Annotated in this window: 18 protein-coding genes; 12 read left to right on the forward strand and 6 right to left on the reverse strand. The window is 46.2% G+C overall.

The annotated features are described in order from the left end of the window. The first annotated feature begins 57 nt into the window (after positions 1-57). Positions 58-3,564 (forward strand): glycosyltransferase, encoded by a 3,507-nt coding sequence (locus QUB25_RS06635; protein ID WP_333182460.1) that lies wholly within the window; start codon positions 58-60, stop codon positions 3,562-3,564. Positions 3,565-3,635: 71 nt separating this feature from the next. Beyond that, positions 3,636-4,964 carry a GH39 family glycosyl hydrolase gene (locus tag QUB25_RS06640; protein ID WP_333182461.1) on the forward strand — a complete coding sequence of 443 codons (1,329 nt, stop codon included), beginning with the start codon at positions 3,636-3,638 and terminating at the stop codon, positions 4,962-4,964. A gap of 73 nt (positions 4,965-5,037) precedes the next feature. On the opposite strand, the gene QUB25_RS06645 is transcribed toward QUB25_RS06640, so the two are convergent. Together QUB25_RS06645 and QUB25_RS06650 are read right to left on the reverse strand one after the other, a co-directional pair. After that, a complete protein-coding gene (locus QUB25_RS06645) occupies positions 5,038-5,337 on the reverse strand; it encodes a contact-dependent growth inhibition system immunity protein (protein WP_333182462.1) in 300 nt (99 codons plus the stop codon). Continuing rightward, a complete protein-coding gene (locus QUB25_RS06650; RefSeq protein WP_333182463.1) occupies positions 5,334-5,873 on the reverse strand; it encodes an RNase A-like domain-containing protein in 540 nt (179 codons plus the stop codon). Before QUB25_RS06650 ends, QUB25_RS06645 begins: the two co-directional genes overlap by 4 nt. 316 nt (positions 5,874-6,189) lie before the next feature. Here QUB25_RS06650 and rfbF point away from each other — a divergent pair, with 316 nt between their 5' ends. The 5 genes from rfbF to QUB25_RS06675 all read left to right on the forward strand — a co-directional run bounded on the left by rfbF (position 6,190) and on the right by QUB25_RS06675 (position 11,075). After that, positions 6,190-6,966, forward strand: a complete 777-nt coding sequence (rfbF, locus tag QUB25_RS06655) for a glucose-1-phosphate cytidylyltransferase (protein WP_333073204.1) — start codon at positions 6,190-6,192, stop codon at positions 6,964-6,966. A 205-nt stretch (positions 6,967-7,171) separates the two neighbouring features. Beyond that, entirely contained in the window at positions 7,172-8,236 is a 1,065-nt protein-coding gene (locus QUB25_RS06660) for an acyl-CoA dehydrogenase family protein (RefSeq protein ID WP_333182464.1), read from the forward strand. Positions 8,237-8,320: 84 nt separating this feature from the next. Then, positions 8,321-9,052, forward strand: a complete 732-nt coding sequence (locus tag QUB25_RS06665) for a cyclase family protein (RefSeq protein ID WP_333182465.1) — start codon at positions 8,321-8,323, stop codon at positions 9,050-9,052. Positions 9,053-9,228: 176 nt separating this feature from the next. Next, on the forward strand, positions 9,229-9,975 hold the full coding sequence (locus tag QUB25_RS06670; protein WP_333058815.1) for a DUF1995 family protein: 747 nt from the start codon (positions 9,229-9,231) through the stop codon (positions 9,973-9,975). Between the two features lie 329 nt (positions 9,976-10,304). Next, positions 10,305-11,075: a metallophosphoesterase family protein gene (locus tag QUB25_RS06675; protein WP_333182466.1), complete on the forward strand. Its 771-nt coding sequence runs from the start codon at positions 10,305-10,307 to the stop codon at positions 11,073-11,075. A 177-nt stretch (positions 11,076-11,252) separates the two neighbouring features. On the opposite strand, the gene QUB25_RS06680 is transcribed toward QUB25_RS06675, so the two are convergent. Further along, on the reverse strand, positions 11,253-12,104 hold the full coding sequence (locus QUB25_RS06680) for a M48 family metallopeptidase (RefSeq protein WP_333058817.1): 852 nt from the start codon (positions 12,102-12,104) through the stop codon (positions 11,253-11,255). 370 nt (positions 12,105-12,474) lie between these two features. Here QUB25_RS06680 and QUB25_RS06685 point away from each other — a divergent pair, with 370 nt between their 5' ends. After that, positions 12,475-12,999: a DUF4330 domain-containing protein gene (locus QUB25_RS06685; protein ID WP_333042459.1), complete on the forward strand. Its 525-nt coding sequence runs from the start codon at positions 12,475-12,477 to the stop codon at positions 12,997-12,999. An 80-nt stretch (positions 13,000-13,079) separates the two neighbouring features. Here the strand turns inward: QUB25_RS06685 and QUB25_RS06690 are convergent, their stop codons facing one another. Then, the gene (locus QUB25_RS06690; protein WP_333058820.1) at positions 13,080-13,985 is read right to left on the reverse strand and encodes an alpha/beta hydrolase; all 906 of its coding nucleotides are present in this window, start codon (positions 13,983-13,985) and stop codon (positions 13,080-13,082) included. A gap of 529 nt (positions 13,986-14,514) precedes the next feature. On the opposite strand from QUB25_RS06690, the gene QUB25_RS06695 reads away from it, so the two are divergent. Continuing rightward, positions 14,515-15,129: a hypothetical protein gene (locus QUB25_RS06695; RefSeq protein WP_333042455.1), complete on the forward strand. Its 615-nt coding sequence runs from the start codon at positions 14,515-14,517 to the stop codon at positions 15,127-15,129. On the opposite strand, the gene QUB25_RS06700 is transcribed toward QUB25_RS06695, so the two are convergent. Continuing rightward, entirely contained in the window at positions 15,097-16,029 is a 933-nt protein-coding gene (locus QUB25_RS06700) for a hypothetical protein (protein WP_333182467.1), read from the reverse strand. The two genes, QUB25_RS06695 and QUB25_RS06700, sit on opposite strands and share 33 nt — an antisense overlap. Positions 16,030-16,938: 909 nt before the next feature. Between QUB25_RS06700 and QUB25_RS06705 the strand changes: the two genes are divergently transcribed. The 3 genes from QUB25_RS06705 to QUB25_RS06715 all read left to right on the forward strand — a co-directional run bounded on the left by QUB25_RS06705 (position 16,939) and on the right by QUB25_RS06715 (position 20,366). Further along, complete coding sequence (locus QUB25_RS06705) at positions 16,939-17,841, forward strand: MBL fold metallo-hydrolase (RefSeq protein WP_333058823.1); 903 nt, start codon at positions 16,939-16,941, stop codon at positions 17,839-17,841. A 235-nt stretch (positions 17,842-18,076) separates the two neighbouring features. After that, positions 18,077-19,294, forward strand: coding sequence for a bifunctional riboflavin kinase/FAD synthetase (locus QUB25_RS06710; RefSeq protein ID WP_333182468.1), 1,218 nt, complete (start codon positions 18,077-18,079; stop codon positions 19,292-19,294). Positions 19,295-19,457: 163 nt separating this feature from the next. Beyond that, complete coding sequence (locus QUB25_RS06715; protein WP_333182469.1) at positions 19,458-20,366, forward strand: MoxR family ATPase; 909 nt, start codon at positions 19,458-19,460, stop codon at positions 20,364-20,366. Between the two features lie 178 nt (positions 20,367-20,544). On the opposite strand, the gene QUB25_RS06720 is transcribed toward QUB25_RS06715, so the two are convergent. Further along, positions 20,545-21,759 (reverse strand): glycosyltransferase, encoded by a 1,215-nt coding sequence (locus QUB25_RS06720; protein ID WP_333182470.1) that lies wholly within the window; start codon positions 21,757-21,759, stop codon positions 20,545-20,547. Positions 21,760-21,930 lie beyond the last annotated feature (171 nt).

Here is a 21,930-nt window from a genome sequence, read left to right on the forward strand (position 1 = left end):
CCGTTAGAGAACCCGTTGCCGAACTTCCTTCTTCCTTCCTTATCACCGATAAAACTCATGTCAATGGCAAATCCGACACCGCGAGTAAGTGTAATTATTCCAGCATATAATGCCGATCGCTACATCGCGCAAGCGGTAGAAAGCGTCATCAGCCAAACCTATAAAAACTGGGAAATTATCGTCGTAGACGACGGCTCAACCGACGACACCCGCCAAGTATTGCAGCCTTATGTTGAAAAAATTCGCTATGTTTATCAGGAAAACCAAGGAGTAGCTGCCGCCCGCAACCGAGGAATTCAGGAATCCCGAGGTGAATTAATTGCTTTTTTAGATCAAGATGACTTTTTCTTGTCCGATAAGTTAGCTGGACAAGTTGCGTTATTTGACGCTCAGCCCTCACTAGGAATTGTCAATAGTGGCTGGCGTTTAGTGAACGAGCAAGGAGAGACAATTTCGGATATCAAATGTTGGGAACATTTCCCCACATTAAACTTAAAAACATGGATAGTACAGATGCCCGTACTTCCTAGCGCCATGATGTTTTCGCGAAAGTGGTTAGAAAATGTAGGGGGATTTAACTCAGAGTTTGATTCTGTAGATGATGCCGATTTAGTATTGCGTTTAGCATTGTTAGGCTGCGAATCTGCTTGGCTACCCCAGGTGGCCGTATGTTATCGCCAGCATGACAAAAATGTGTCAATAAAAAAATCCATCGAACAAGCAAATCTGTTTATTAAATTAAAACAAAACTTATTCAATAAACCCGATCTGCCACAGCACATCCGCGACTTAGAAAATCCTGCTTTCTACGAAGCACTGACATGGATGGCATGGCACTTGTACTATACCGGCTATCCGGCGTCAGCGGTTGAGTATTACCAAAAATCTTTCGCTTATACTCCTTACTCTGCTAAAAAAACCGTAAGAGATTGGATAAATCGTCTGGGTGCTATTGCTAAAGCTTACGGATTTCCCCTAACTATGCAATTATTAAGAAACTTACCAGAATGGCAAGACTTAATGTCTAATATAATTCCCAAAAAAGCAGTACGAGTCAGCGTAATTATCCCGACATTTAACTGCGATTGCTATATACTTAGAGCAGTAGAAAGTGTGATAGACCAAACTTACCAAGACTGGGAAATTATTGTCGTAGATGACGGCTCGACCGACAACACTCGCCAAATCTTAGAGCCTTACTACGATTTAATTCAGTACGTTTATCAAGAAAATCAAGGGGCAGCAATAGCTCGTAATCGGGGCTGCGAACTAGCCAAAGGCGAATTTTTAGCTTTTCTCGACAGCGACGACTTCTTCCTCCCAGAAAAACTCGAAAAACAAATTGCTTGCTTTGACGCTGACCCCACATTAGATTTGGTGCAGACAGGTTGGCTGATAGTTGACAAAAAGGACGAAGGCATCTATGGAGTAAAGCCTTGGGAAGAAGCACCCCAATTAGATTTACAAAGCTTAGTTTTATACAAATCAGTGCGTTCCAGCGCCCTGATGCTGCGCCGAGAGTGGTGGGAACGCTTGGGGGGTTTTGATCCTCGCTTTTCGCTAGCTGAAGATTTAGATTTTGTCTTACGTTTAGCTTTAAAAGGCTGCAATCTAGTTTGGTTAAAAGAGATATTAACCTGCTATCGCCACCACGACAGTAATCTCATATCCAGCGGCTCCAAAGTAATGAAAAATATGGAAATTGTGATGGAGCAATTTTTCGAGCGGCTAGACTTACCTCAGTACATCCGCGACTTGAAACGCGCGGAACGTTACAGGTGTTCAGTATGGGTAGCGTGGCGGATGTACCGTGATGGATCTTTGGCAGAGATGGTCGAGTGTTTGGAGAAATCTCTTCATTACACTCCTTTTACAGGTACGGAAACAGTATTTAAATGGTTAGAAACTTTTACGCAAGTTTCGCAAGAATACGGTATCGAATTTGATACTTATGCCTTAACAAATTTAAAAGAATGGCAAGATATCGTAGTGGTTGCTGCTAACAATACTCCTCAATTTCAACCTGCGCATATTTCGATTAGCAAAGCGCCAAAACCCCGCATACTACTGTACGCCGAAGATCACGGAGTGGGAGGTTTAGCTCAGTTCAACCACTCGCTGATGTGTAAATTAGTAGCCGAAGGATACCAAGTTATTAGCGTTCAAACTAAAGCTTCTCACCCTTTAATTGGCGAACAAAAACAGTTAGGTATAGAACATATTTGGCTGGATTTTGACACAATAAAAGAGTTTTTGCAAGTTGCTTACAATTTAGGCGATGCTGAAAAAATTTACGCGCAGGCTCAACCGGATTTAATTATATTTAGCGACGGCTCGCCGATGGCAAATTTTGCGGCGAAACAAGTTGCTATTAAGCAGAATATACCGTACATAGTTACTCTCGGTTATATCGGTCGCAATTATGAAACTTTCGATCGGGGCGATCAAATTCCCTATTTTGAGGCTGTCTCCTATCAGTACGATTTAGCCAAAGCAGTAGTAGCAGTGTGCCAGGAAAATTTAAACTTGTTCAAAAGAATTTTTAAAGTGCCTCTAAAACGAGGCAAAGTTATTTATTATGGGAGACCGAACAGTTATTTTGAACCGCCGAATCTGTCAACTCGCCAACGCCTGCGTCAAGAACAAGGAATCCCCGAAAATGCTGTCGTTTGTTTTACGGCGGCGAGATTGAGTCCAATTAAAGGATATCAGTATCAATTGCAGGCGATCGCCCAATTGAAAAATTGTCCAATTTGGTCCCAAATTTACTTTGTTTGGGCCGGGCCTGGGTCTACTATTCACGACAATCTGGAACCTGAATTAAGAGCAACTGTGAGCAAATTGGGAGTAGAAAAACAGGTTAAATTCTTAGGACAGCGCTGGGATATTGCCGATTGGCTCGACGCCAGCGACATCTTTATTTTATCTTCCCAAGCAGAAGGAATGCCGCTCGCAATTATGGAAGCAATGGCGAAAGGATTGCCCGTAATTGCCACAGCAGTCAGCGGGATTCCAGAAGAATTGGGAGATACGGGAAAGTTGCTCCCCGATCCTACAATCGACCCAGAAGGAACAGTAAAAGAGTTAGTAGAAACGGTGGAAATATGGGCAGAAAATCCCGAATCGCGCAGACTTGCAGGACAAGCGTGCAAAGCGCGAGCCCAAGAACTATTCAAAGAAGAACGGATGCTTCGGGAATATGGAGAAATAATTGAACAGGCATTTGTAAGTGACGGTGAGAGCGACAGCTTCTCTATTAGTCCGAAACTCAAAAAGCAGCTACAGCAAGTGGAGAGCCTGCTGAAATACTATTATTTAGTGTTGAAAGCTGGGGATGCTTACTATAACGGAGATATGTCCGAGATGGTGAATAATTTGCAATCTGCTTGGGCTTGCACACCTTATTTTACCACAGAAACTATCTTTGATTGGGTGAAAAATTTTGGTATTTTAGCTGCGGAAAAAGGAGTTCCGTTCGATACCAACGAGCTGATTAACTCCCGCTCCTGGCAACAAGTGATAGAATCAATACAGGGTTTTGAAGTGTTGTCATCTGTTCGTTAAAAATGACCTCTTGCAGCATTCTTAGGAACGGGCAAGATGCCCATTTCACCAAACATCAACCAAAGAAAAATATGCAATTTACATTCAAGTTCCCACGTATTAATAAACTGCTGCCAATTGGTTTAGCTATTGTCACGGTTCTGTTGATAGCCTATTTGGGACAGCCAAGAGCGATCGCCCAACTGCGATCGAACGTTACAGTAGATTTTGGACAGCCAGCCACCGGTACAATTTCCATGAGTGGCATCCTGCACGGAATCGACACTGCCAAACCGCCGGATAGCTCGATCAAACCCTTGCAGCCCAAACTTTGGCGGGCCGGGAGACTCGATATTTACGATCGAGTAATCGCCAGCGGAGCCGAGTTTCAGTTACTCGTTAGCGACTTGTGGGGCTACGGTAGCAATCCCAATGGCTGGCCCTATCAAAACTACCCTGCGTGGGAAGCATTCATCCGACAGTTAGCGCAGCAAAATAAAGGCAAGAAAATTATTTGGGATGTATGGAATGAACCCGATTTAAAAAATCCGTTTTGGAATGGAAGCAGAGAACAATTCTTTGAAACCTACAAAAGAGCTTACAAAATTTTGCGAGAAGAATTGGGACCGTCAGCAATGATTGGCGGACCGAGCATTACCAACTACAACAAAGGATATCTCGCCGCTTTTTTGGATTACTGCAAAGCGAACAAACTGGAAGTAAATTTCCTAGCTTGGCACGAACTCAACGATACCATGATCTTATTTGTTGACGATCACGTTATTGATGCTAAACGCAATTTTCAGCAAAGCCCCTCTTACAAGGAACTGAACTTGCAAAAAATTTACGTCAACGAAATTGTCGGGAACTTAGCGCAGTACCAGCCGGGGGAAATCTTAGGTTATTTGTATAACTTAGAGTATGCAAAAGCTGACGGTGCTTGCAGAGCTTGTTGGGATACTAAAGGACCAAATAAAGTTAGCAATTGCTTCAACAATACGCTAAGTGGGATGGTCACTCCTAATACTTTTGAGCCGAGAGCCGCTTGGTGGACTTACAAAGCTTATGCTGACGGAGTTAATTCGCGGGTGCGGAGTTGGTCAAATAACAATCGCCTTGTCGCTTTAGCCAGCAAGTCAAATCCTGAAGGTAAAGCACAGATACTTTTAGGTTATTTCGACCCCAATTTTTCCTCAGCAACAACGGTAACATTAACCCTCGGCAATTTGGATCAGCTAGGTATTCAAAGGGGTCAGAAAATAACTATAAAGTTAGAAAAGATTCCCAACAATCAAGAAGGAGCCGTGCCACAGCTTGTCACAGTTAAAGAAGAAAATTTTTCGGTGGGTAGCGGCAGCTTGGCTTATGTTATCCCTAATTTCAACGTCCACGAAGGCTACTTATTGACGGTTAGCAAGTGAGCTACCTATCCTATTAAATTGTGAACAATTTGTAGGGACACGGCTGTGCCGTGTCCCTACAAATATATAGGTTTTATCTAGGATTATTCAAAGATTTTTGCACCGATTCCAACCACTCTCGGACTGTTTGATTTTCGGATTGTGGGTCGTAGTAACACCCTAATTCATCGAGGATGAATGCTTCTAAATCGGCTGGGGCGATCGGCATTTCTAGCAGTTGGCTGAGCTCTTGCGATGCAGCTTCAACACTTGCGGGCGGTTCGCTGCTGCGGTAGTTGTTCACTACATCTCTGGGAGTGTCAGCTTCTAATGGCCAGTCTTGGTGAAAGTAGGAACTGAAAAATTGCGTTAAATGAGGAAATTGATTGATCATTGGGGATAAGCTGTGAGGATAAAGTATCCGGGAGGTAATTTGGCGCTGCGCTGGAGGACGATTCTCAGGCGAGATGCCGAACTGGCTTTGGATGCGCGGCGACGTAGAGTAATGCCAATTATTCTGTTGGCGTTGTAGTCGATCGTATAACGATTGCCTCGACTTTTCACCCAGGAGTCGATCGCACTTTGATTTCTGTTCATTGCTTCTCCAATAGCCGCTTCAGCGACGGAACGGTCAGTAAAAGAAGATGCAGCAGAAATTCTCGTTTCGCTGGCGAGTCGCTGTGCTAGTTGTGCTTCTGTTTTACCAACGTGTCTCTCTAAAGTGTGTCCTCCTGCTGATTCGTGAAAGTCTAATCCGCCGCCCGGTATGTTGGGAACAAAAGCTAGGGTGGTTTGTGGTATGGTTGAGATTTTCGGTGGAACAACCGTGGCGTAAACACCAGGTATAGCCGATTGGAATAATATAATTATTGAGGCGATCGCACCCAGGATACCTAAAAACTTTTTTAGGCTATCGAGTTGATTTTTCATTTCTGTTGAATCTCTTCCTTCTATTTAGTATAGGTGTTGGCTTTTTTTGTCTATTTCCTAATCTACCATTCCTAAGTTAGAAATTGCGCTGTATTCAAATATACTGTCCGCAGTACCCACCCTACTGTTCGTTAGAAATTGCGCGCAGCATTCAAATACACGGTGCGGTCGCGCGCACCCTAGAATTATTTATAAGAGTTCGTGATTTCTGCGGTTTACAAAGCTTCACTCACTATGAGAAAATGTTAATAATTCTTTGACAAAATCCCTGATGATTGATGATAAATTAATTTATCATCTTTAAAAATGTGACAAAATGCAAGTAGTTATCCTAGCTGGCGGTCTCGGTACTCGTCTCAGAGAAGAAACAGAATTTCGTCCCAAACCCTTAGTTGAGGTGGGGGGGCATCCAATTATTTGGCACATCATGAAGATCTATGCACACTACGGTTTCCAAAACTTTATTGTGTGCTTGGGCTATCGCGGCAACATGATTAAAGAATATTTCCTAAATTATGAAGCCATGAACAATGACTTTACTATCTGTCTGGGACGCCAACATACCATCACTTATCACGAGGAACATCTCGAACAAGATTTTAAAGTGACACTAGCTGAAACTGGCGCCGCAAGTATGACAGGAGGGCGGGTAAAACGGATAGAAAAATATATCGATCGCGAGAATTTCATGGTGACATACGGCGATGGAGTAGCTGATGTCGATATTGAAGCCTTGATGGATTTTCACAAATCTCACGGGAAGCTGGCAACTGTCACTACATTTCGCCCGATTTCTCGCTTTGGAATTTTGGAGGTAGACAGCGATAGCCGCGTAGTTCAATTTACTGAAAAACCTCAAATCGACGGCTGGATAAGTGTTGGATATATGATATTTAACCGCCGGGTATTTGAGTATTTGGGGGGAGATGATTGTATTTTAGAACAAGAGCCGATGCAGCGTTTGGCGGCAGACGGACAGTTGATGGCTTACCGTCATGAGGGCTTCTTCTTTGCGATGGATACTTTTCGAGAGTACAAGTATTTAAACGAACTTTGGGATGAAGGGAAGGCTCCTTGGAAAGTGTGGAAATAAATTAGTTTGGGGGCGAGATTTAATTTCCGCCCCACAGAAGTTTAACTAAAAATTACTATAAAATTACCTCATAAATCCGGTTGCTTCGTAGATTTTTCGTGAGTTGTCGCAAAAATCGTAGTAACTGGGTTTTTATAGAGCCCTATCCGTGGAAAGTGAAACTTTTCCAAATAAGGTAAAACTCACTATAAAATAATTATAAAAAATGGATTGGCAAGAAATTCTCAACAGCACAGAAACTTACCTACAAAAGTGCGTTGCACCCCACGCGGAAATTATCGACAGCGACTCGGAAGCGCTAAAAACAGCAGTTGCGGGATTGGAAGATCGATCGCTCTTAGCATTGCGAGTTCCCCAACAATGGGGCGGTGTCGAAGTTGCACCGGAGATTTTTTACAAATATCAGGAATTGACGGCTCGATATTCCGGCGCTTTGTCTTTCCTGCAAACTCAGCACCACAGCGCAACTGCGATGATTGCCAACAGCGACAATGAAATGCTAAAAAGTAGATACTTGCCCGCGATCGCCCAAAAAGAGCTACGTTTGGGTATTGGGTTTTCGCATTTGAGGCGATCGGGCAATCCTGCCGTCACCGCAACTCCCACAAAATCGGGCTATTTACTGTCAGGAAAAGTTCCTTGGGTAACAGGTTTTGGCTTGTTTCAAAAGTTTATTGTAGCGGCGGTACTTTCTGACGAACGCTCTGTTTTCGGTTTAGTGCCTTTTGCCAATATTGAATGCGAATCGGGGAAAATAGCTTTTAGCGAAATCATGCAGTTAATCGCCATGACTTCGACTAATACTGTGACAGCCACTCTCGATAATTGGTTGCTACATGAATCGGAAATAATTTCAGTTAAACCTGTCGGCTGGATTTCGGAAAACGACAGCAAAAATATACTGAATTTTGTTCCGGGTACTTTGGGCTGTATTCGAGCGGGATTGGATGTAATTGTAACAACGGCTGCTGTTAAGAATTCACCTTTGATAGCGGCGGCTTCCGAAAAATTAGAGCAAAAGCTTGATCGGCTAAAACAGAATTTCCAACAATCTCAACATAGCTCGAAAGCAGAACAATTAGCGCTGCGAGCTCAAGCCATTGATTTAGCGGTGCGTTGCGGGCACGCTGCGGTTGCAGTTTCTAGCGGTGCTGCTAACGGTGTGCTACACCCAGCCGGTAGAGTTTATCGAGAAGCTTTGGTGTATACTGTTTCCGGCCAAACAAAGGATGTGATGGAAGCAACCCTCGATCGACTAATCGAATTTTAGATTTTAGATTTTATATTTTATATTGAGCTTGCAAAAGGTCAAAAACTCAACTGTGTTTAATAAATAATAGATATATTTAACCTGATGACAAACAACTTCAGCTCAAATAACTTAAAAACGATCGCCTACAGCAAAATTATAGACTTAACCCATGCAATTCATCCAAATATTCCCATTTGGCCAGGAGATCCAGCCACAGAAATTGCCCCAGTAGCTCAAATAGAAACAGACGGGTATTTCCTGCGAAAATTCTCAATGGGAGAACACAGCGGCACTCACATCAACGCACCCAACAGCTTTTATGCAGGAGGCGCCAGCATTGATAATTATTCCCCGCAGTCGCTCGTTGTGTCGGCAATTGCGATCGACATCCGAGAGCAAAGTCTTGCCAATCCCGACTACACTTTAACAATTGATGATATATTGACTTGGGAACGGCAGCACAAACTTATAGAACCGGGAAATCTAGTTTTATTGTATACTGGCTGGCAAGAAAAATGGGATAATCAGGGAGCATTTTTTAACCGAGACGATCGCGGAATTTGCCACTTTCCCGGATTTGGCAAAGCAGCAACTCAATTTTTGCTAGAAGAACGCTCTATCGCGGGCATTGGAACCGACACCCACGGAGTCGATACTGGGCGAGATGAAAGTTTTGTGGTGAATAAATTGGTATTGGAAAAGCAGCGAATAGTGCTGGAAAATCTAGCAAATCTCGACTTGTTACCTGCGGCTGACATCACTTTAGTTATCGGAATATTGCGTCTTTTGGGAGGTTCCGGCTCGCCTGTGTCGGTGTTAGCTTTTGTCGCTTAGTGCGGTTAAACTTACATCTTGTACTATTCTCAAGAAGAGGCAAGATGCCTGTTCGACAAAGAGTGAATTTTCTTGTGGAACAGGCAAGATGCCTGTTCCTAAATAGGTAATTGAGAATGGTGCAATATCTCAGGTAAAATTAGATTGAGAGAAGTCGAGTAAAAACAATAAGATTAATGACAGAACTGCCCAAAGATCTCAACGAGGCGATCGCCCAATCCCGCATTGCCACCGCCGCTGCCCTCTCGGACGGCAAAAATCTACTGCAAGTCGAATTAGTATTTCCAGAAATCGCCCTGCAAGCACAGTCTATCACCTTACAATTCCTCCCAGAATTTGAGGAAATCTACCCCGGAGTAAAAGTCTTTTTTCCCGACACCGGTGCGGCAGCCCTCGCGCGCCGTGACTGGGGAGAAACACCCTTTAAAGTCACTGATTTGGGTAGCAGTCGCACCCCTGTTGAAGATAAAATAGCACCGGAAGATCAACTTTTCCTTTTGATCAATCCAGCAGCCGTAGAAGTTGCCCAAGTCGAAAAAATTTACATAGCTGCGGCCGGTCGCCCAGTAATTCTACTCAACCCCCGCCTGGAAGATGTTGCCACCATAGGTATAGGCTATGCCGGCCGCCAATTACGCGATCGATTCCTCAGCAAAATTGAATCCTGCTACTATATCAGACCCCTAGACACTGCTGCTTTATTCCGCTGCTACCCCCAATCGTGGCAAGTGTGGCTGGAAACAAACGACGAATACGAACTAATTTCTGAAACCGCCCAAAAACCAGTAGGAGACGATTTAGAGCGGATTTTAGCCGCTTCTCTCCCAAGCGCAGATCCTGACTCCACCACACCTGCCAAACCTGTAAAAAAGAAAGGTTTTTTGGCAGAACTCCAGACATTCCTCAAAGCTTTGACTCAGTGACAATCGTTAAGGCTCGATCGTATTTTAGGGTGTGTCAGCTAGGATTATTTTCGACTTAATCCGTCGGCTAATCGCTGATGCACCCTAAAGCGTCAAATAATTCAAAGCTTTGCCTCAGTAACAGCAGTTGCAGAAGCACAATTAAGAGGTTGCCTGTGTTTCTATCAGTAGGTACGCAAACAGCTACTGGTGAGCTTTACAGAATCTTTATAAAAAGCAGTATAATGGGTGACACCCCTCCACCGTAAAAGAGTGGAGGCAAATAACAGCAAAATCAGATGCTATAAGCTAGAGATGGGGCTTTTGAGTCAGGGAAGCGGATAAACACAATGGAGCACCGGCGCATTGTTATCGGGGACGTACACGGGCATTATGACGGCTTAATGACCCTGCTAGAGGCACTTGCCCCCAGCTCGAACGATCGCGTCTATTTTTTGGGAGATTTAATCGATCGTGGCCCCAAAAGCGCTCAGGTATTAGATTTTGTGCAGCAAAGCCCCTACCAAACTCTGTTGGGCAACCACGAACAACTGATGCTGGAGGCTTTGTCGGGGACGCCGATGGATATGCGAGCGTGGCAATCTTGGCTCTACAGTGGCGGCGATGCGACAGTAGCGAGCTACAGAGATACAGGGATGATGCCGTACAAACACCTAGAGTGGCTGCGATCGCTCCCCACGCACCTGGACTTAGGGGACATCTGGCTGGTTCACGCCGGCGTTGACCCCCATCTGTCCCTCGATGAACAGTCCATCGAACAACTGTGTTGGATTCGCAGGGAATTTCACACCATGTCGAAACCCTATTTTCCCAATAAATTAATTATCACGGGTCACACGATTACCTTTACCTTTCATGGGGTCAGACCGGGCGAATTAGTCAGGGGCGAAGGGTGGTTGGATATTGACACGGGTGCTTATCATCCCAAAAGCGGCTGGCTGACAGGATTTGACCTCAGCTACCGCAGAGTTTATCAAGTAAATGTATTTAACCATCAAGTCCGAATTTTGCCGTTTGACGAAGTTGTCAGGCAATTGAAGCCGCAGCCGATTGCACCCCCGGAACCTGCGATCGATCCTGTTGTTCAACAGCAGTGTTAAATCAAGTTTTAGTTGTAGGGTACGTCAGTTTAAGTTCGATCTATTAAATCGAAATTAACTTGCTGCTGACTTACCCTAGTAACTGGATTTGTTTTTTAAGGAACCGCGAAGAGGCGAAGCTCGCGAAGTAAGAAAAGAGAAGAGAAAAGAAGAGAGTGCCTGACTGATTTACGTTTACTACGAACCTAAAAGCCTGCGGATTTCTAGCCTGTAATCCTCATTATTCAAACCTTCACCGCTAGCAAGATCCGGATCTATAGCCTGCGAAATAGCAGCAATACGATCGCCAGTTGCCGGGTGAGTGCTCAAAATGCTAGGAGGAGAAGGCTTGTTTAGCAACTTTTTCATAAAATCAACCATCCCAGATTGAGCGTAGCCTGCTCGCCCCATAGTTTGCAATCCCAACTGATCGGCTTCATACTCAGCTTGGCGGCTATGGGGACGGCGCAAAGCCAGTTCCACCCCAATCTGAACCGCCTGAGATCGATCGAGCCCTGTCGCCGAAGCTACGCCTGAAGCTATGGCCATTTGACGCATTTGTTTAAGCGCGTGGCGAGCATTAATGTGAGCGATTTCGTGGGCGATCACACTTGCCAATTCTGCCTCATTGTCCGCCGCTGCCATCAAACCTTTATTCACATAAACAAAACCGCCCATTGTCGCAAAAGCATTAATATTGTCGTCGTCAATCACTTGAAAAGTATAAGGAATATCGGGGCGAGTGCTTTCTTGAGCGAGCCGCTGACCTATGCGGTTGATATATTCTGTAGTATCCCGATCGCGGTCAATCTTAAACTCGCTGTTCGTTAACTGCTGATTAATTTGTTGGCCAATAGCCACCTCTTGTCGATCGGACATATTGGACAATTGAATAACTTGAATGCCTCGAAAAATCAGTTCAGGCAAAGAAAATGCTTGAGTTGGTTCCGGGGAAACCATCCCAATACCCGCAGCCACAATCAGGGACATAAACAGATAAATCCCCCGGCCACAAGTACGCCGGCAAGTCAACCAAAAACTTTTTAACATGAGTGATAGGTGCCAGAAGTTAGATAAAATTGTAGGAAAAACTCGAAAAGTCACTAAATAGGCAGACGTAATTTGAGGCTGCTTAGTTGCTATTCTAGCTTTTTGTCAATTTTTAACGTTGCCACCAGCTTCTGGGCGATCGAGCCAAGGCTAACCAACCCCCGTCAACTGCCTTCTGGGTTAAGTGCCCCAATCATGCGGATTTTGGGCGATCGTTGTGGTAATATCTTTTAGCTTCAGGACTTACGCATCAATAAAGTATGTCATTGCCAGCGGTAGCTCAGCAATAGCAGCATCTGTTTTTCATCGATGTCTGTGTAAGTCCTGAGCTGTAAACATACTCCTGTCGCTATCAGTATAATAGGCGATTATGAAAATTTTGGATTCTCAAGGCCGACTGTTCGGCAAACTCAGCATTCTAGACGTAGCTGCCGCTCTGATCGTACTGCTAGTTGCAGTCGGAATCTTTTTCTTTCCCGGCACTTCTGGCGGTTCCGTCGCCCAAGTCGGCACCAGTGTCAAACCTGTAGAGATTGATGCAATTGCGATCGGTCTCAAAGGAACAAACGTTCAAGATTTGTTCAAACCAGGTGATAAAATCAATGTGGTGATCCGCAATCAACCCTCCGGTCAGATTACCATCAAATCTGTCAAAACCCTCACCAGAACCCTAGCAGTTCCTCAGCCCAACGGCACTCTGAAAGCTCTCCCAGATCCCAGAGAAGAAGAAGCCTTTAGCAAAAATATGATGTTTACCCTAGAGGGAAAAGGTCAACTTACTGAAAATGGCCCGGTTTTAGGTAATACGAAAGTCAAAATTGGCACTACGCTAGAGCTTGAAGGCAACAAGTACATTTTCAACGCCAGCGTTATCGACGTGCGAGTAAAAGAATAATTAGTAGTCAGTAGTCAGTAGTCAGTAGTCATTGCTAATGGGGAAGAGGGAATTCATATTCCTTCTTCCTTCTTCCTTCTTCACCCTTCCGAAAGCAATTTTAAGTATTGCCTAATTAAGCCAATCGTGACAGCGGGAATTTCTAACTGCGGAGTCAAACCTACGTTTTCCAGAGGTTGAAAAACTTTGATTGCTTCGGGGTTGAGATTTGCCAACCGCTGGCCGATATCGGGCCCGGTAAACTGCGATTTTTCTCCCCAAATAATCGCTGTCGGCGTTGTTAGCTGAGTGATGTACAGCGACAAATCAAAGCACAAATCTCCCCGCACAAAAGACAGGGCTGCATATTCTGCATTTGGTTCCAAAGCAGATTCGAGGTAAGCATCAACAATTTCTTGGTAAACGCGACGCGAATCGGCAAATTGTCGTTGTTCTAGGAAGCTACGGATGCCGCCGTCTGTGGCGATGCCGGTGCTGTAGAGCAATTTGTCTAAAATCGGCGTGTTGACTAGCTTAGCGAAGAAACTGCTGCCGTAATCTTGTCCGAAGTCCGACAAACCGCTGGGTATGGTCAAAATTAGGGATTTGAAGAGATCCGGCCGTGCGATCGCAGCTCGAATCGCGATCGCCCCTGTCAGCGAAGAAGCAATCACCTCTGTCGGACTGCCGCAAGTTTTTTCTAGAAATTCGATCAACGTTGTGATATAATCTTCAACCTGATAATTTCTTGCCGGATGTTCCGATCGCCCCCAACCGATTAAATCAGGTGCTAAAATTCGATATTCTGCCGCAAAAGCCGGATAAACTTTCGACCATTCGTAGGCACTCGACCCGCCGCCAAAACCGTGAAAAAATACTAAGTTCGGCTTATTTTCCGAAGTTGAGGTCGGCAACCCCATCCAAGGCATTTTTTCAGCAGTGTAGTAGACCATTCTGCCGAGAGAAGTAACTATTGATCGCTGACCGAAGCCGAGGGGTACAAGCATAAACTAACCTCAATCGCTGTTATATTTTAGATTCTTTTCCGTCGCCCCGTCTCTGTTTAAAAAACTTGCAAAGCTGGTGGCGTTTTTGTAAAGATTGAGTAATGATTTAAATCTATTTTAGTACAGGTGAAGCGTGAAACTACAGACAGCAAGTAAGTTTTGCGATTTGGGCAATTCGGCTGTGTAGTTATCCTTACCCTTGCAAACTACCGCCGATCGGAGATAATAGCAAAATGATGGGTAAGACCCCTCAACAAAATAGAGTCTGTTCGCCAACCCCGAAAGCAGGCGCTCGGAAAGGAGGACTATTAGAACTCGCTTTCAGGCAGGCGGCAGGTTTGCCGACGCTCGCCAATCACAAATCATTAATCACGATATTTTGCGGAGCAGTGGCTTTTGAGGTCGAAAGTCTTTGTTGGAGGGCGGGCGATGGGGTTTCAATTCCTAATTGCAGGTTTGGCAATCACGGGCCTCGCCGTTATCAATTCCAAAACAGAAGAAACAACTAATCTCAGGGAGGTCTACTAAAATGCAACTGCTCAGAAAACGGGATCGCGAGGGTTTTATGGTTGATGCGAAAAGTCTTCAATCTGACGGGTTAGCAGAATTTGACACAGCCTGTCGAAGCATGGATTTAAACGGCAAAAAGTCTGTTGTCGCCACTCCAGAACGCTCAGGCGCAGGGTCAGAGGTGCGATCGCGCGCCACGGTACCTGCAATCGTCCGCGTAGCTTTAGAAGACTTGAAATGCTTTGAAGTAGTAGAACACCAGTTTGCACATTGGGGGGTGACTTTTAGCAATGCAGTCGCCATCCAACCTTCAAACCCAGCGTTTTTCACGGGTTCTGGAGCAACAGTGTTAATGGGGGCACCCAAAAGCGGACTGATAGAAGTAACTTTTAAGTATCCAGTTCGCTGGGTGTCAGGACTTGTCACCAGTTCGCGACGAACTGTTTTATCTGCTTGTGACATTGACGGCAACCCAATTGTTCAGGATGAAATGCCGGCGCCCAATCTGGTGGGGTCTAATTCTCCGATCGCCCCTAGGGCTCCCCTGCGCGTAAAAGCTCCGAATATTCATAAAATTACTTTTTACGCTTTTGACGGTCAGCTAATAGTCGATGACTTGATTTTTGGATTTTAAAGCCATGCCATAAGTAGCGTCCCAAGTCTGCAAACCTTCGAGAAGGGCATTGCGGACTAAAGCTTCTGGTTCCCGACTCAGCATCAGGCGAAAGCACTCGGCAGCGCGGGAACGGGCGATCGAACTTTTGACAGAGCTCACAGGACCAAACCCACCCTGATTAACCAAATCGGTCATTTGTCGCACTGCAATCAAACGCTTCACGGGGTCAGCATCAGTCAAATCCGCCAAGATGCGATCGAGCGCCACTTCATCTTTTGCTGCCCCCAGACTCAACCCTTGCCGCAGCAACAGCCCTGCAATCGCGATCGTACCCAAATTCTGCAAAATTAGGCTCAAAGCCATCCAGGGGCTCTCGGAGTCCGCCCAAATTGCCAAACTCATGTAAGCGCCCAAGGTAGCAATGCCGCCGGTGCCGACGGCTAAAACGAACCGACGGTTCGGGCCCTCCCAAAATTGCTCGCCTTTTGCCCGCAGCAATTGCCAGTCCCACGACTGCCCTCGGTAAACCAGCATCATCGCTGCTATCCCCAGGCCCGTGGAAAACAGTAATTCACTGTTCCACCACCCCCAAACTGCTGCCAGGGTGACAACTGCCAGCCAACCTTTTGATCGAGTCAAACTCTCTAGCAGCCACTTGAGAAACGCAGTAGAAACCACAGGCGATCGGGCCCACTCGCTCTTGCCATCTAGCCTCCAGCGTCTTGTTGCGGCAGTCCGGCCTGTGGCTGTTGCGGTTCCCGGCGGGCGATCGTCCGAACTAAATTCTCTCAAAGCTTGACCATCAGTTATTTCTAAAGACAGGTCGCTCAAGGGGAGATTACCGAGTTCCAAAGTGCGATCGGACACTTTTACAGGCGATCTATTCAGCTTGGTTGTAGTTTTTTTAACTTGATTCATACTGACTTTTTTGAAAAATAACTTAAAGTTATCCAGGCTTTTTTAGCACTGATTTAGATTCTTGGCAAATAAGACTCTAAGCTTCTATGATACCGGAAATTCAACCCCGTGGCGAGTACCGCAAATGCGCTGAATTCCTAGAAATCCTTACCAAAAATAGAGCAATTGAAGATGGTTGAGAAAATCACGATAGGTTAACAGCGAATATTTCTGCATCACTCTTGAGACAGAATGGCGATCGGAGTTGGCATGATGGCCAAAAATCGAAATTTTTTTATTTCCAAAAATAGGGGAATTTTGAGTGATTCAATTCGTCCGCCAAGAAATGCACAACGAAAATTTAGCCTTTTGCCCGCAGGCCCGGACTCTCGCTGCTACCCCGGTGTCAGATGAGGCTGGGCTCAGCTTGACCAGCGGGACGAACCGCAGCCTCCGGGCGGGCCGAGAATCCAGACACAGACAGTATTGTTGGATAATTAGCAGGAGCATTCCTAAACTGCTAAGATTTTTGAATTAATGGGAGTTGAGGAAGCCCATCATCCGGGTTCAAACCGGTCAAGCAGCAAGGCAAACAACCGATAGATCGTGTTCGGCAATTGCGGAGGCTGGAAAAACAGCGGCTTTTGACCAAACTCAGACAGAACTGCTGCCCCAAAGTGTGTCTGCGGAGGTTAGGCTAGTGAAGAGAGGAAAAGAATAGTTACGATCGAGACTTCATTAGTCTACCTTGTAATTTATTGCTCAGTTGTCAAGCCCAACAGTTTTGCATTCTCGCGATGAGCGAGACTCTTGGCACTTCCAACAAGTGGGGAACTCGACCGTCAAAGAGCTTGGGTTTGATGGTAAAGCCCTTAGTAATATGTAAACACCTTATCGATAACTCGCCGGAACAATCTTGCAAGAAAACCCATGTCTAGTATGCACAACCAATTCACGGTTCACTTCTGGGGCGTTAGAGGTAGCATAGCGTCTCCCGGGGCAGAAACAGTACGTTACGGGGGCAACACGCCCTGTGTAGAAATGCGAGTGGGTGACAGTCGCCTAATTTTCGATGGTGGTACTGGATTGCGGGTTTTGGGACAAACTCTCCTGTCCCAGATGCCCGTAAAAGCTCATATGTTTTTTACTCACTCTCACTGGGATCACATTCAGGGATTCCCATTTTTTGTCCCAGCTTTTATTCCTGGGAACTGCTTTCACATCTATGGCGCTATTGCTCCTAATAAGGCTACTATCCAGCAGCGCCTGCACGACCAGATGCTGCACCCCAATTTTCCGGTACCCCTGCAAATTATGGGGGCAGACCTGAAATTTAACGATATAGAAGTGGGCAAACCGCTGGAAATCGGAGAGATTAAGGTGGAAACTGCTTTGCTGAACCATCCTGGGGAAGCTATAGGCTACCGCGTCAACTGGCGGGGGTATGCGGCTGCTTACGTGACTGATACCGAACATTTTCCCGATCGTTTAGACGAAAATGTGCTGTCTTTGGCTCAGGATGCTGAGGTGCTGATCTACGACGCTACTTATACCGATGAGGAGTATTATGCGGAGAAGAGCAGCAAGGTCGGCTGGGGACATTCGACTTGGCAGGAAGCGGTGAAGGTGGCAAAGGCTGCTAATGTCAAAAAGTTGGTGATTTTTCACCACGACCCCCTGCACAATGACGAGTTTTTAGACAGGGTGGGAGAACAAGTGGCTCAAAGGTTCCCGAACAGTTTGATGGCGCGGGAAGGTTTGTCGTTACAATTGTTGCCTCCTGATAACGATTTGTCTGAAGCGTCGGTGCAAGCGCCTCAAGTTCATGTCTGATGGATTTGAGATTGCCCGATGGTTCTGAAATCTTGAGGTGGGAAATCTCAAATTTAAGTTAGGGCTGACCTCAAAGGCGGATACAAGCCCCCGACTCCTCTCGTGGAAAACCAAAAAGTTTAGACCAAAGTTCAATCTCCCAGATTGCATCTGTGGAGTCAATCAAAAATCTAATATCTAACATCTAACATCGACGGGCGATCGCAATCTGGCTAAGTATGTCAAAATTTTAAGCGTGTGGGTAACTTCTTCTTGTACCGCTGCTCTGACTCCAACTTCTGTTGCCTTGGGAAACTTTGATGGTTTGCACCTAGGGCATCAACAAGTCGTGCAGCCAATTTTAAATCGATCGCCGGGGCCAAATTCTGCGACGGTTTTTGCGTCGGCAGAAAACTTGCGTTCAAACGCTGGCACAGATCAAAATTGGGAAAGCGAACCTCCGGCGACCTGCTACAACGACTCAGCAGCACCACCCGATGGAGCCGACAGCGGCCGTAATTATGATGGTTTGATAGGCCAGACGAAGGCAGAGGGGAACAGCCTCTCGGGTCGCGATTCTGATGGAGTTGATCGGCTTTACGGCACTGTGGTGACATTCGATCCCCACCCGCAAGAATTTTTTACGGGTCAACCGAAAAAACTGCTGACGCCTCTGGCAGAAAAGGTAGAATTGCTCGCAGCAATGGGCGTCGAGCAACTTGTGCTGCTGCCGTTCGATCGAGAATTGGCGGCCTTGACTGCTTCTGAGTTTGTCGAGGAAATTCTGGTGCGACAACTGCAAGCGAGTCGAATTAGTGTGGGGGTGGATTTTCGGTTTGGACGGGGACGCGCTGGGACGGCTGTGGATTTGCAGTCGATCGCCTCGGGTTACGGTATTGATGTTGCTCTTGTACCCCTCCACAATTGCGGTGAGGGCGATCGGATCAGCAGTTCTGCAATCCGCGAAGGTCTGGCATCCGGCGACCTCCCAAGAGCGAATCAGTTGCTGGGGCGACCCTACAGTTTAGTTGGGACTGTGGTTGGGGGACAGCGGCTGGGCAGGACGATCGGATTTCCTACTGCTAATATCGAACTGCCGCCGGAAAAATTTTTGCCACGTTTTGGCGTGTATGCGGTGCGAGTCTGGCTGAAGCATGGATGGGAAAAGATGAAAGAGGAAAGTTCTTCCTATCAGCGGGAAAATCCCAAATCTCTAATTCCGGGTACAGCATCCAATTTATCTTTTGTCAATGGGGTGATGAATGTTGGCTGCCGCCCGACAGTAGACGGGCTGCAACCCACTGTGGAAGTTCACCTGTTAGATTGGTCTGGGGATTTGTACGGTCAAACCTTGAGCGCGAGTTTGGTAGAGTTTTTGCGACCCGAACAAAAATTCGCTTCTCTGGATGCTCTCAAAACTCAAATTCAGGCAGATTGCGATATTGCTAGAAGCCTCTTAACTGCTAAAGTCTAATAATTATGTGATCTAGAACGGGCGATCGGTTTAAAAAATGGTGCAAGATGAGTCAGACTAAATTCTAGTTGTACAAATCCGCAGTCCGCAAGGCAAAGACTCAAGATTTTGGCAATTTGATGTTTGATCCACAATTAGCAATTAGCAATTAGCAATCAGGGATATGAGACAACATATTGAGCGGCTCAAACAAAATCTAAGCAAAACTATGGTCGGCAAAGCGGATGCTATTCGCTTGGTTCTGGTAGCGGTGCTTTCGGGCGGCCACGCGCTGCTGGAAGACGTGCCGGGTGTGGGAAAAACACTGCTGGCGAAGTCTTTGGCGCGATCGATCGATGGGAAGTTTCAGCGGATTCAGTGCACTCCCGATTTGTTACCGACGGATATCACGGGTACTAATATTTGGAATCCGCGCAGCGGAGAGTTTGAGTTTTTGCCCGGGCCAGTTTTTGCTAATGTTTTGCTTGCCGATGAAATCAATCGGGCGACGCCGCGAACTCAGTCAGCTTTGCTGGAAGTGATGGAAGAAAAGCAGGTGACAGTAGATGGAGTTTCTCGAAATGTTCCGGCGCCGTTTTTTGTGATTGCGACTCAGAACCCGATCGAATATCAAGGCACTTTTCCGCTACCGGAAGCCCAGATGGATCGGTTTACTTTGTCTCTGACTTTGGGCTATCCCGCTGCGTTGGAAGAGTTGCAAATGTTGGAACGGCTTTCTGATAGTTTTGCAGTGGAAGATTTGCAGCCTTGTATTTCTTTGGAAGAAGTGCAGGAATTGCGCCGTTTGTGCGCTGCGGTGAAGGTGGAAGGCTCTTTGAAACAGTATATTGTAGATTTGGTGCGATCGACGCGGGAGGATGAGGAGATTACTTTGGGGGTGAGTCCCCGGGGTGCGGTGGCTTTGCACCGGGCGTCCCAGGCATTGGCGTTTATTTCGGGGCGGGATTTTGCGACCCCGGATGATGTGAAGGATTTGGCGCCGCACGTACTTTCTCATCGGTTGATTCCGGCGGGGGGAAGGAGGGCTAAGACAATTGTTGACAAGTTGTTGCGATCAGTTCCTATTCCTTAAAAAGTTTGTAAATAGGTTGCTCTAATTAAAGAAACAGGCATCTTGCCTGTTCCACAAAGAATTACAGCTTAATTAAAGGAACAGGCAAGATACCTGTTCCACAAACAATTAATTTTCCTGTGGGGTGGGCATCCTGCCCGCCCTTGAAAGACTTATTAATAATGGTGCAAGATGTCAGTTAATAAATAGGTTTTGCACCATTCTCAAACAGCGCCACTAATTTTTTTGCCTCTAAATCTACATTGTGTTGTTGAGCCACCCGTTCTGCTCCTGTTTTCCCCATTTGTTCTAGCTTTTCTAAAGGTGCTTCTAATACCGCGCGCATCGCTACCGCTAATGCTTCTGCGGAACCGGGAGGTACTAACCAACCGCAAACACCGGGTTCTACCAACTCCGGGATGCCAGCAACATAAGTGCTAATTACAGGCCGATTGAGAGCGAGGGCTTCCATAATTACGACGGGCAAACCTTCAGCAAAACTCGGCAATACCATTGCCCGTGAAGCTAAAATCTCTTGCTGAACTCGATCGCCACTGGCCCAGCCGGTAATTTCTATATGATTTTGCAGGCAGAGTTGCAGAATCTGCTTTTCAATATCCGATCGCAGCGGCCCGTCTCCTACCAGTACCAACTTAAACTCTAAGCCTTGAACAGCTAGCAAGTGAGCAGCTTCTAGCAATAACAAATGACCTTTTTGTTCGCTGAGCCGCCCAACGCAAGCTAAGCGGGGTGCTGCGGGTATGGGGACGTAGGGTGCAGCTAAAAATGCAGCATCTACGCCGCAGTGTATGACGTGAATTTTTGACCAAAAAGTGCGATCGCACCACCGAAAAAGCTGACTTTTACCGAAGGAACTAACTGCTGCTACAAAGGTCGATCGCTTAATTTTTTCGTCTAAGGAAAGAAGTGTCGCTTTATCGAATTCTTCAGGGCCGTGAACGGTGAAACTGTAAGTGGGGCCGCCAAGCACGCGGCACAGCATTGCGACTGTTGTGGAATTTGTCCCGAAGTGAGCGTGAACGTGTGCTGTACCGGACTCTGCAAACCAATTTAAAAGAATGCAAGCTTCTGCTAAATAAGCTAGATGCAGCAAAATCCCCCGTTCCGAGTGCCAGCCAACTTTAAACATTAACCGCACAGCTTCGATGAATCGAATTGGTCTAGTGGTGGCAACGCGAAGCAAACCCCACGCTAACCCCTGTACACCAACTCCTAAGATTACTTTAGTCAATTCTTGCTCTAGTTTGTCGGCCCCATCAACGAGTTCTGACTCGCAGGATCGGATCGAAAAACGTGCGACTTTCATGCCGCAATTTTCTACCGCTAGGACTTCTCTGCGGACAAAGCTGTGGCTGACTTTGGGATATTGGTTGACTAAATAAGCGATATTCATGAACGGGGAGAAAATTTTACGGTAAAACTTAGATTAGTTTAGCCTTTGGTTGCAGTACGTGGGCAAAAAATTTAGCTGATTTGTTGAGCTTATTTGAGCAGGGGCGAAGGGCGATCGCTTTTGGTGGGATGGCGGAAGTGACAGCGGGGCGATCGCTATTCCGGCGAGAGG

The organism is Microcoleus sp. B3-D7 (assembly GCF_036705305.1).
GTDB lineage: Bacteria > Cyanobacteriota > Cyanobacteriia > Cyanobacteriales > Microcoleaceae > Microcoleus.

Bases quoted from the DNA above. Each gene is read 5' to 3' on its own strand.
- QUB25_RS06645 (WP_333182462.1), bottom strand. From the start codon at position 5,337: ATGATCAATCAATTTCCTCATTTAACGCAATTTTTCAGTTCCTACTTT.
- QUB25_RS06680 (WP_333058817.1), bottom strand. From the start codon at position 12,104: ATGTTAAAAAGTTTTTGGTTGACTTGCCGGCGTACTTGTGGCCGGGGG.
- QUB25_RS06670 (WP_333058815.1), top strand. From the start codon at position 9,229: ATGACAGAACTGCCCAAAGATCTCAACGAGGCGATCGCCCAATCCCGC.
- QUB25_RS06685 (WP_333042459.1), top strand. From the start codon at position 12,475: ATGAAAATTTTGGATTCTCAAGGCCGACTGTTCGGCAAACTCAGCATT.
- QUB25_RS06650 (WP_333182463.1), bottom strand. From the start codon at position 5,873: ATGAAAAATCAACTCGATAGCCTAAAAAAGTTTTTAGGTATCCTGGGT.
- QUB25_RS06665 (WP_333182465.1), top strand. From the start codon at position 8,321: ATGACAAACAACTTCAGCTCAAATAACTTAAAAACGATCGCCTACAGC.
- QUB25_RS06690 (WP_333058820.1), bottom strand. From the start codon at position 13,985: ATGCTTGTACCCCTCGGCTTCGGTCAGCGATCAATAGTTACTTCTCTC.
- QUB25_RS06675 (WP_333182466.1), top strand. From the start codon at position 10,305: ATGGAGCACCGGCGCATTGTTATCGGGGACGTACACGGGCATTATGAC.
- rfbF (WP_333073204.1), top strand. From the start codon at position 6,190: ATGCAAGTAGTTATCCTAGCTGGCGGTCTCGGTACTCGTCTCAGAGAA.
- QUB25_RS06715 (WP_333182469.1), top strand. From the start codon at position 19,458: ATGAGACAACATATTGAGCGGCTCAAACAAAATCTAAGCAAAACTATG.
- QUB25_RS06640 (WP_333182461.1), top strand. From the start codon at position 3,636: ATGCAATTTACATTCAAGTTCCCACGTATTAATAAACTGCTGCCAATT.
- QUB25_RS06705 (WP_333058823.1), top strand. From the start codon at position 16,939: ATGTCTAGTATGCACAACCAATTCACGGTTCACTTCTGGGGCGTTAGA.
- QUB25_RS06635 (WP_333182460.1), top strand. From the start codon at position 58: ATGTCAATGGCAAATCCGACACCGCGAGTAAGTGTAATTATTCCAGCA.
- QUB25_RS06695 (WP_333042455.1), top strand. From the start codon at position 14,515: ATGCAACTGCTCAGAAAACGGGATCGCGAGGGTTTTATGGTTGATGCG.
- QUB25_RS06700 (WP_333182467.1), bottom strand. From the start codon at position 16,029: ATGAATCAAGTTAAAAAAACTACAACCAAGCTGAATAGATCGCCTGTA.
- QUB25_RS06660 (WP_333182464.1), top strand. From the start codon at position 7,172: ATGGATTGGCAAGAAATTCTCAACAGCACAGAAACTTACCTACAAAAG.
- QUB25_RS06720 (WP_333182470.1), bottom strand. From the start codon at position 21,759: ATGAATATCGCTTATTTAGTCAACCAATATCCCAAAGTCAGCCACAGC.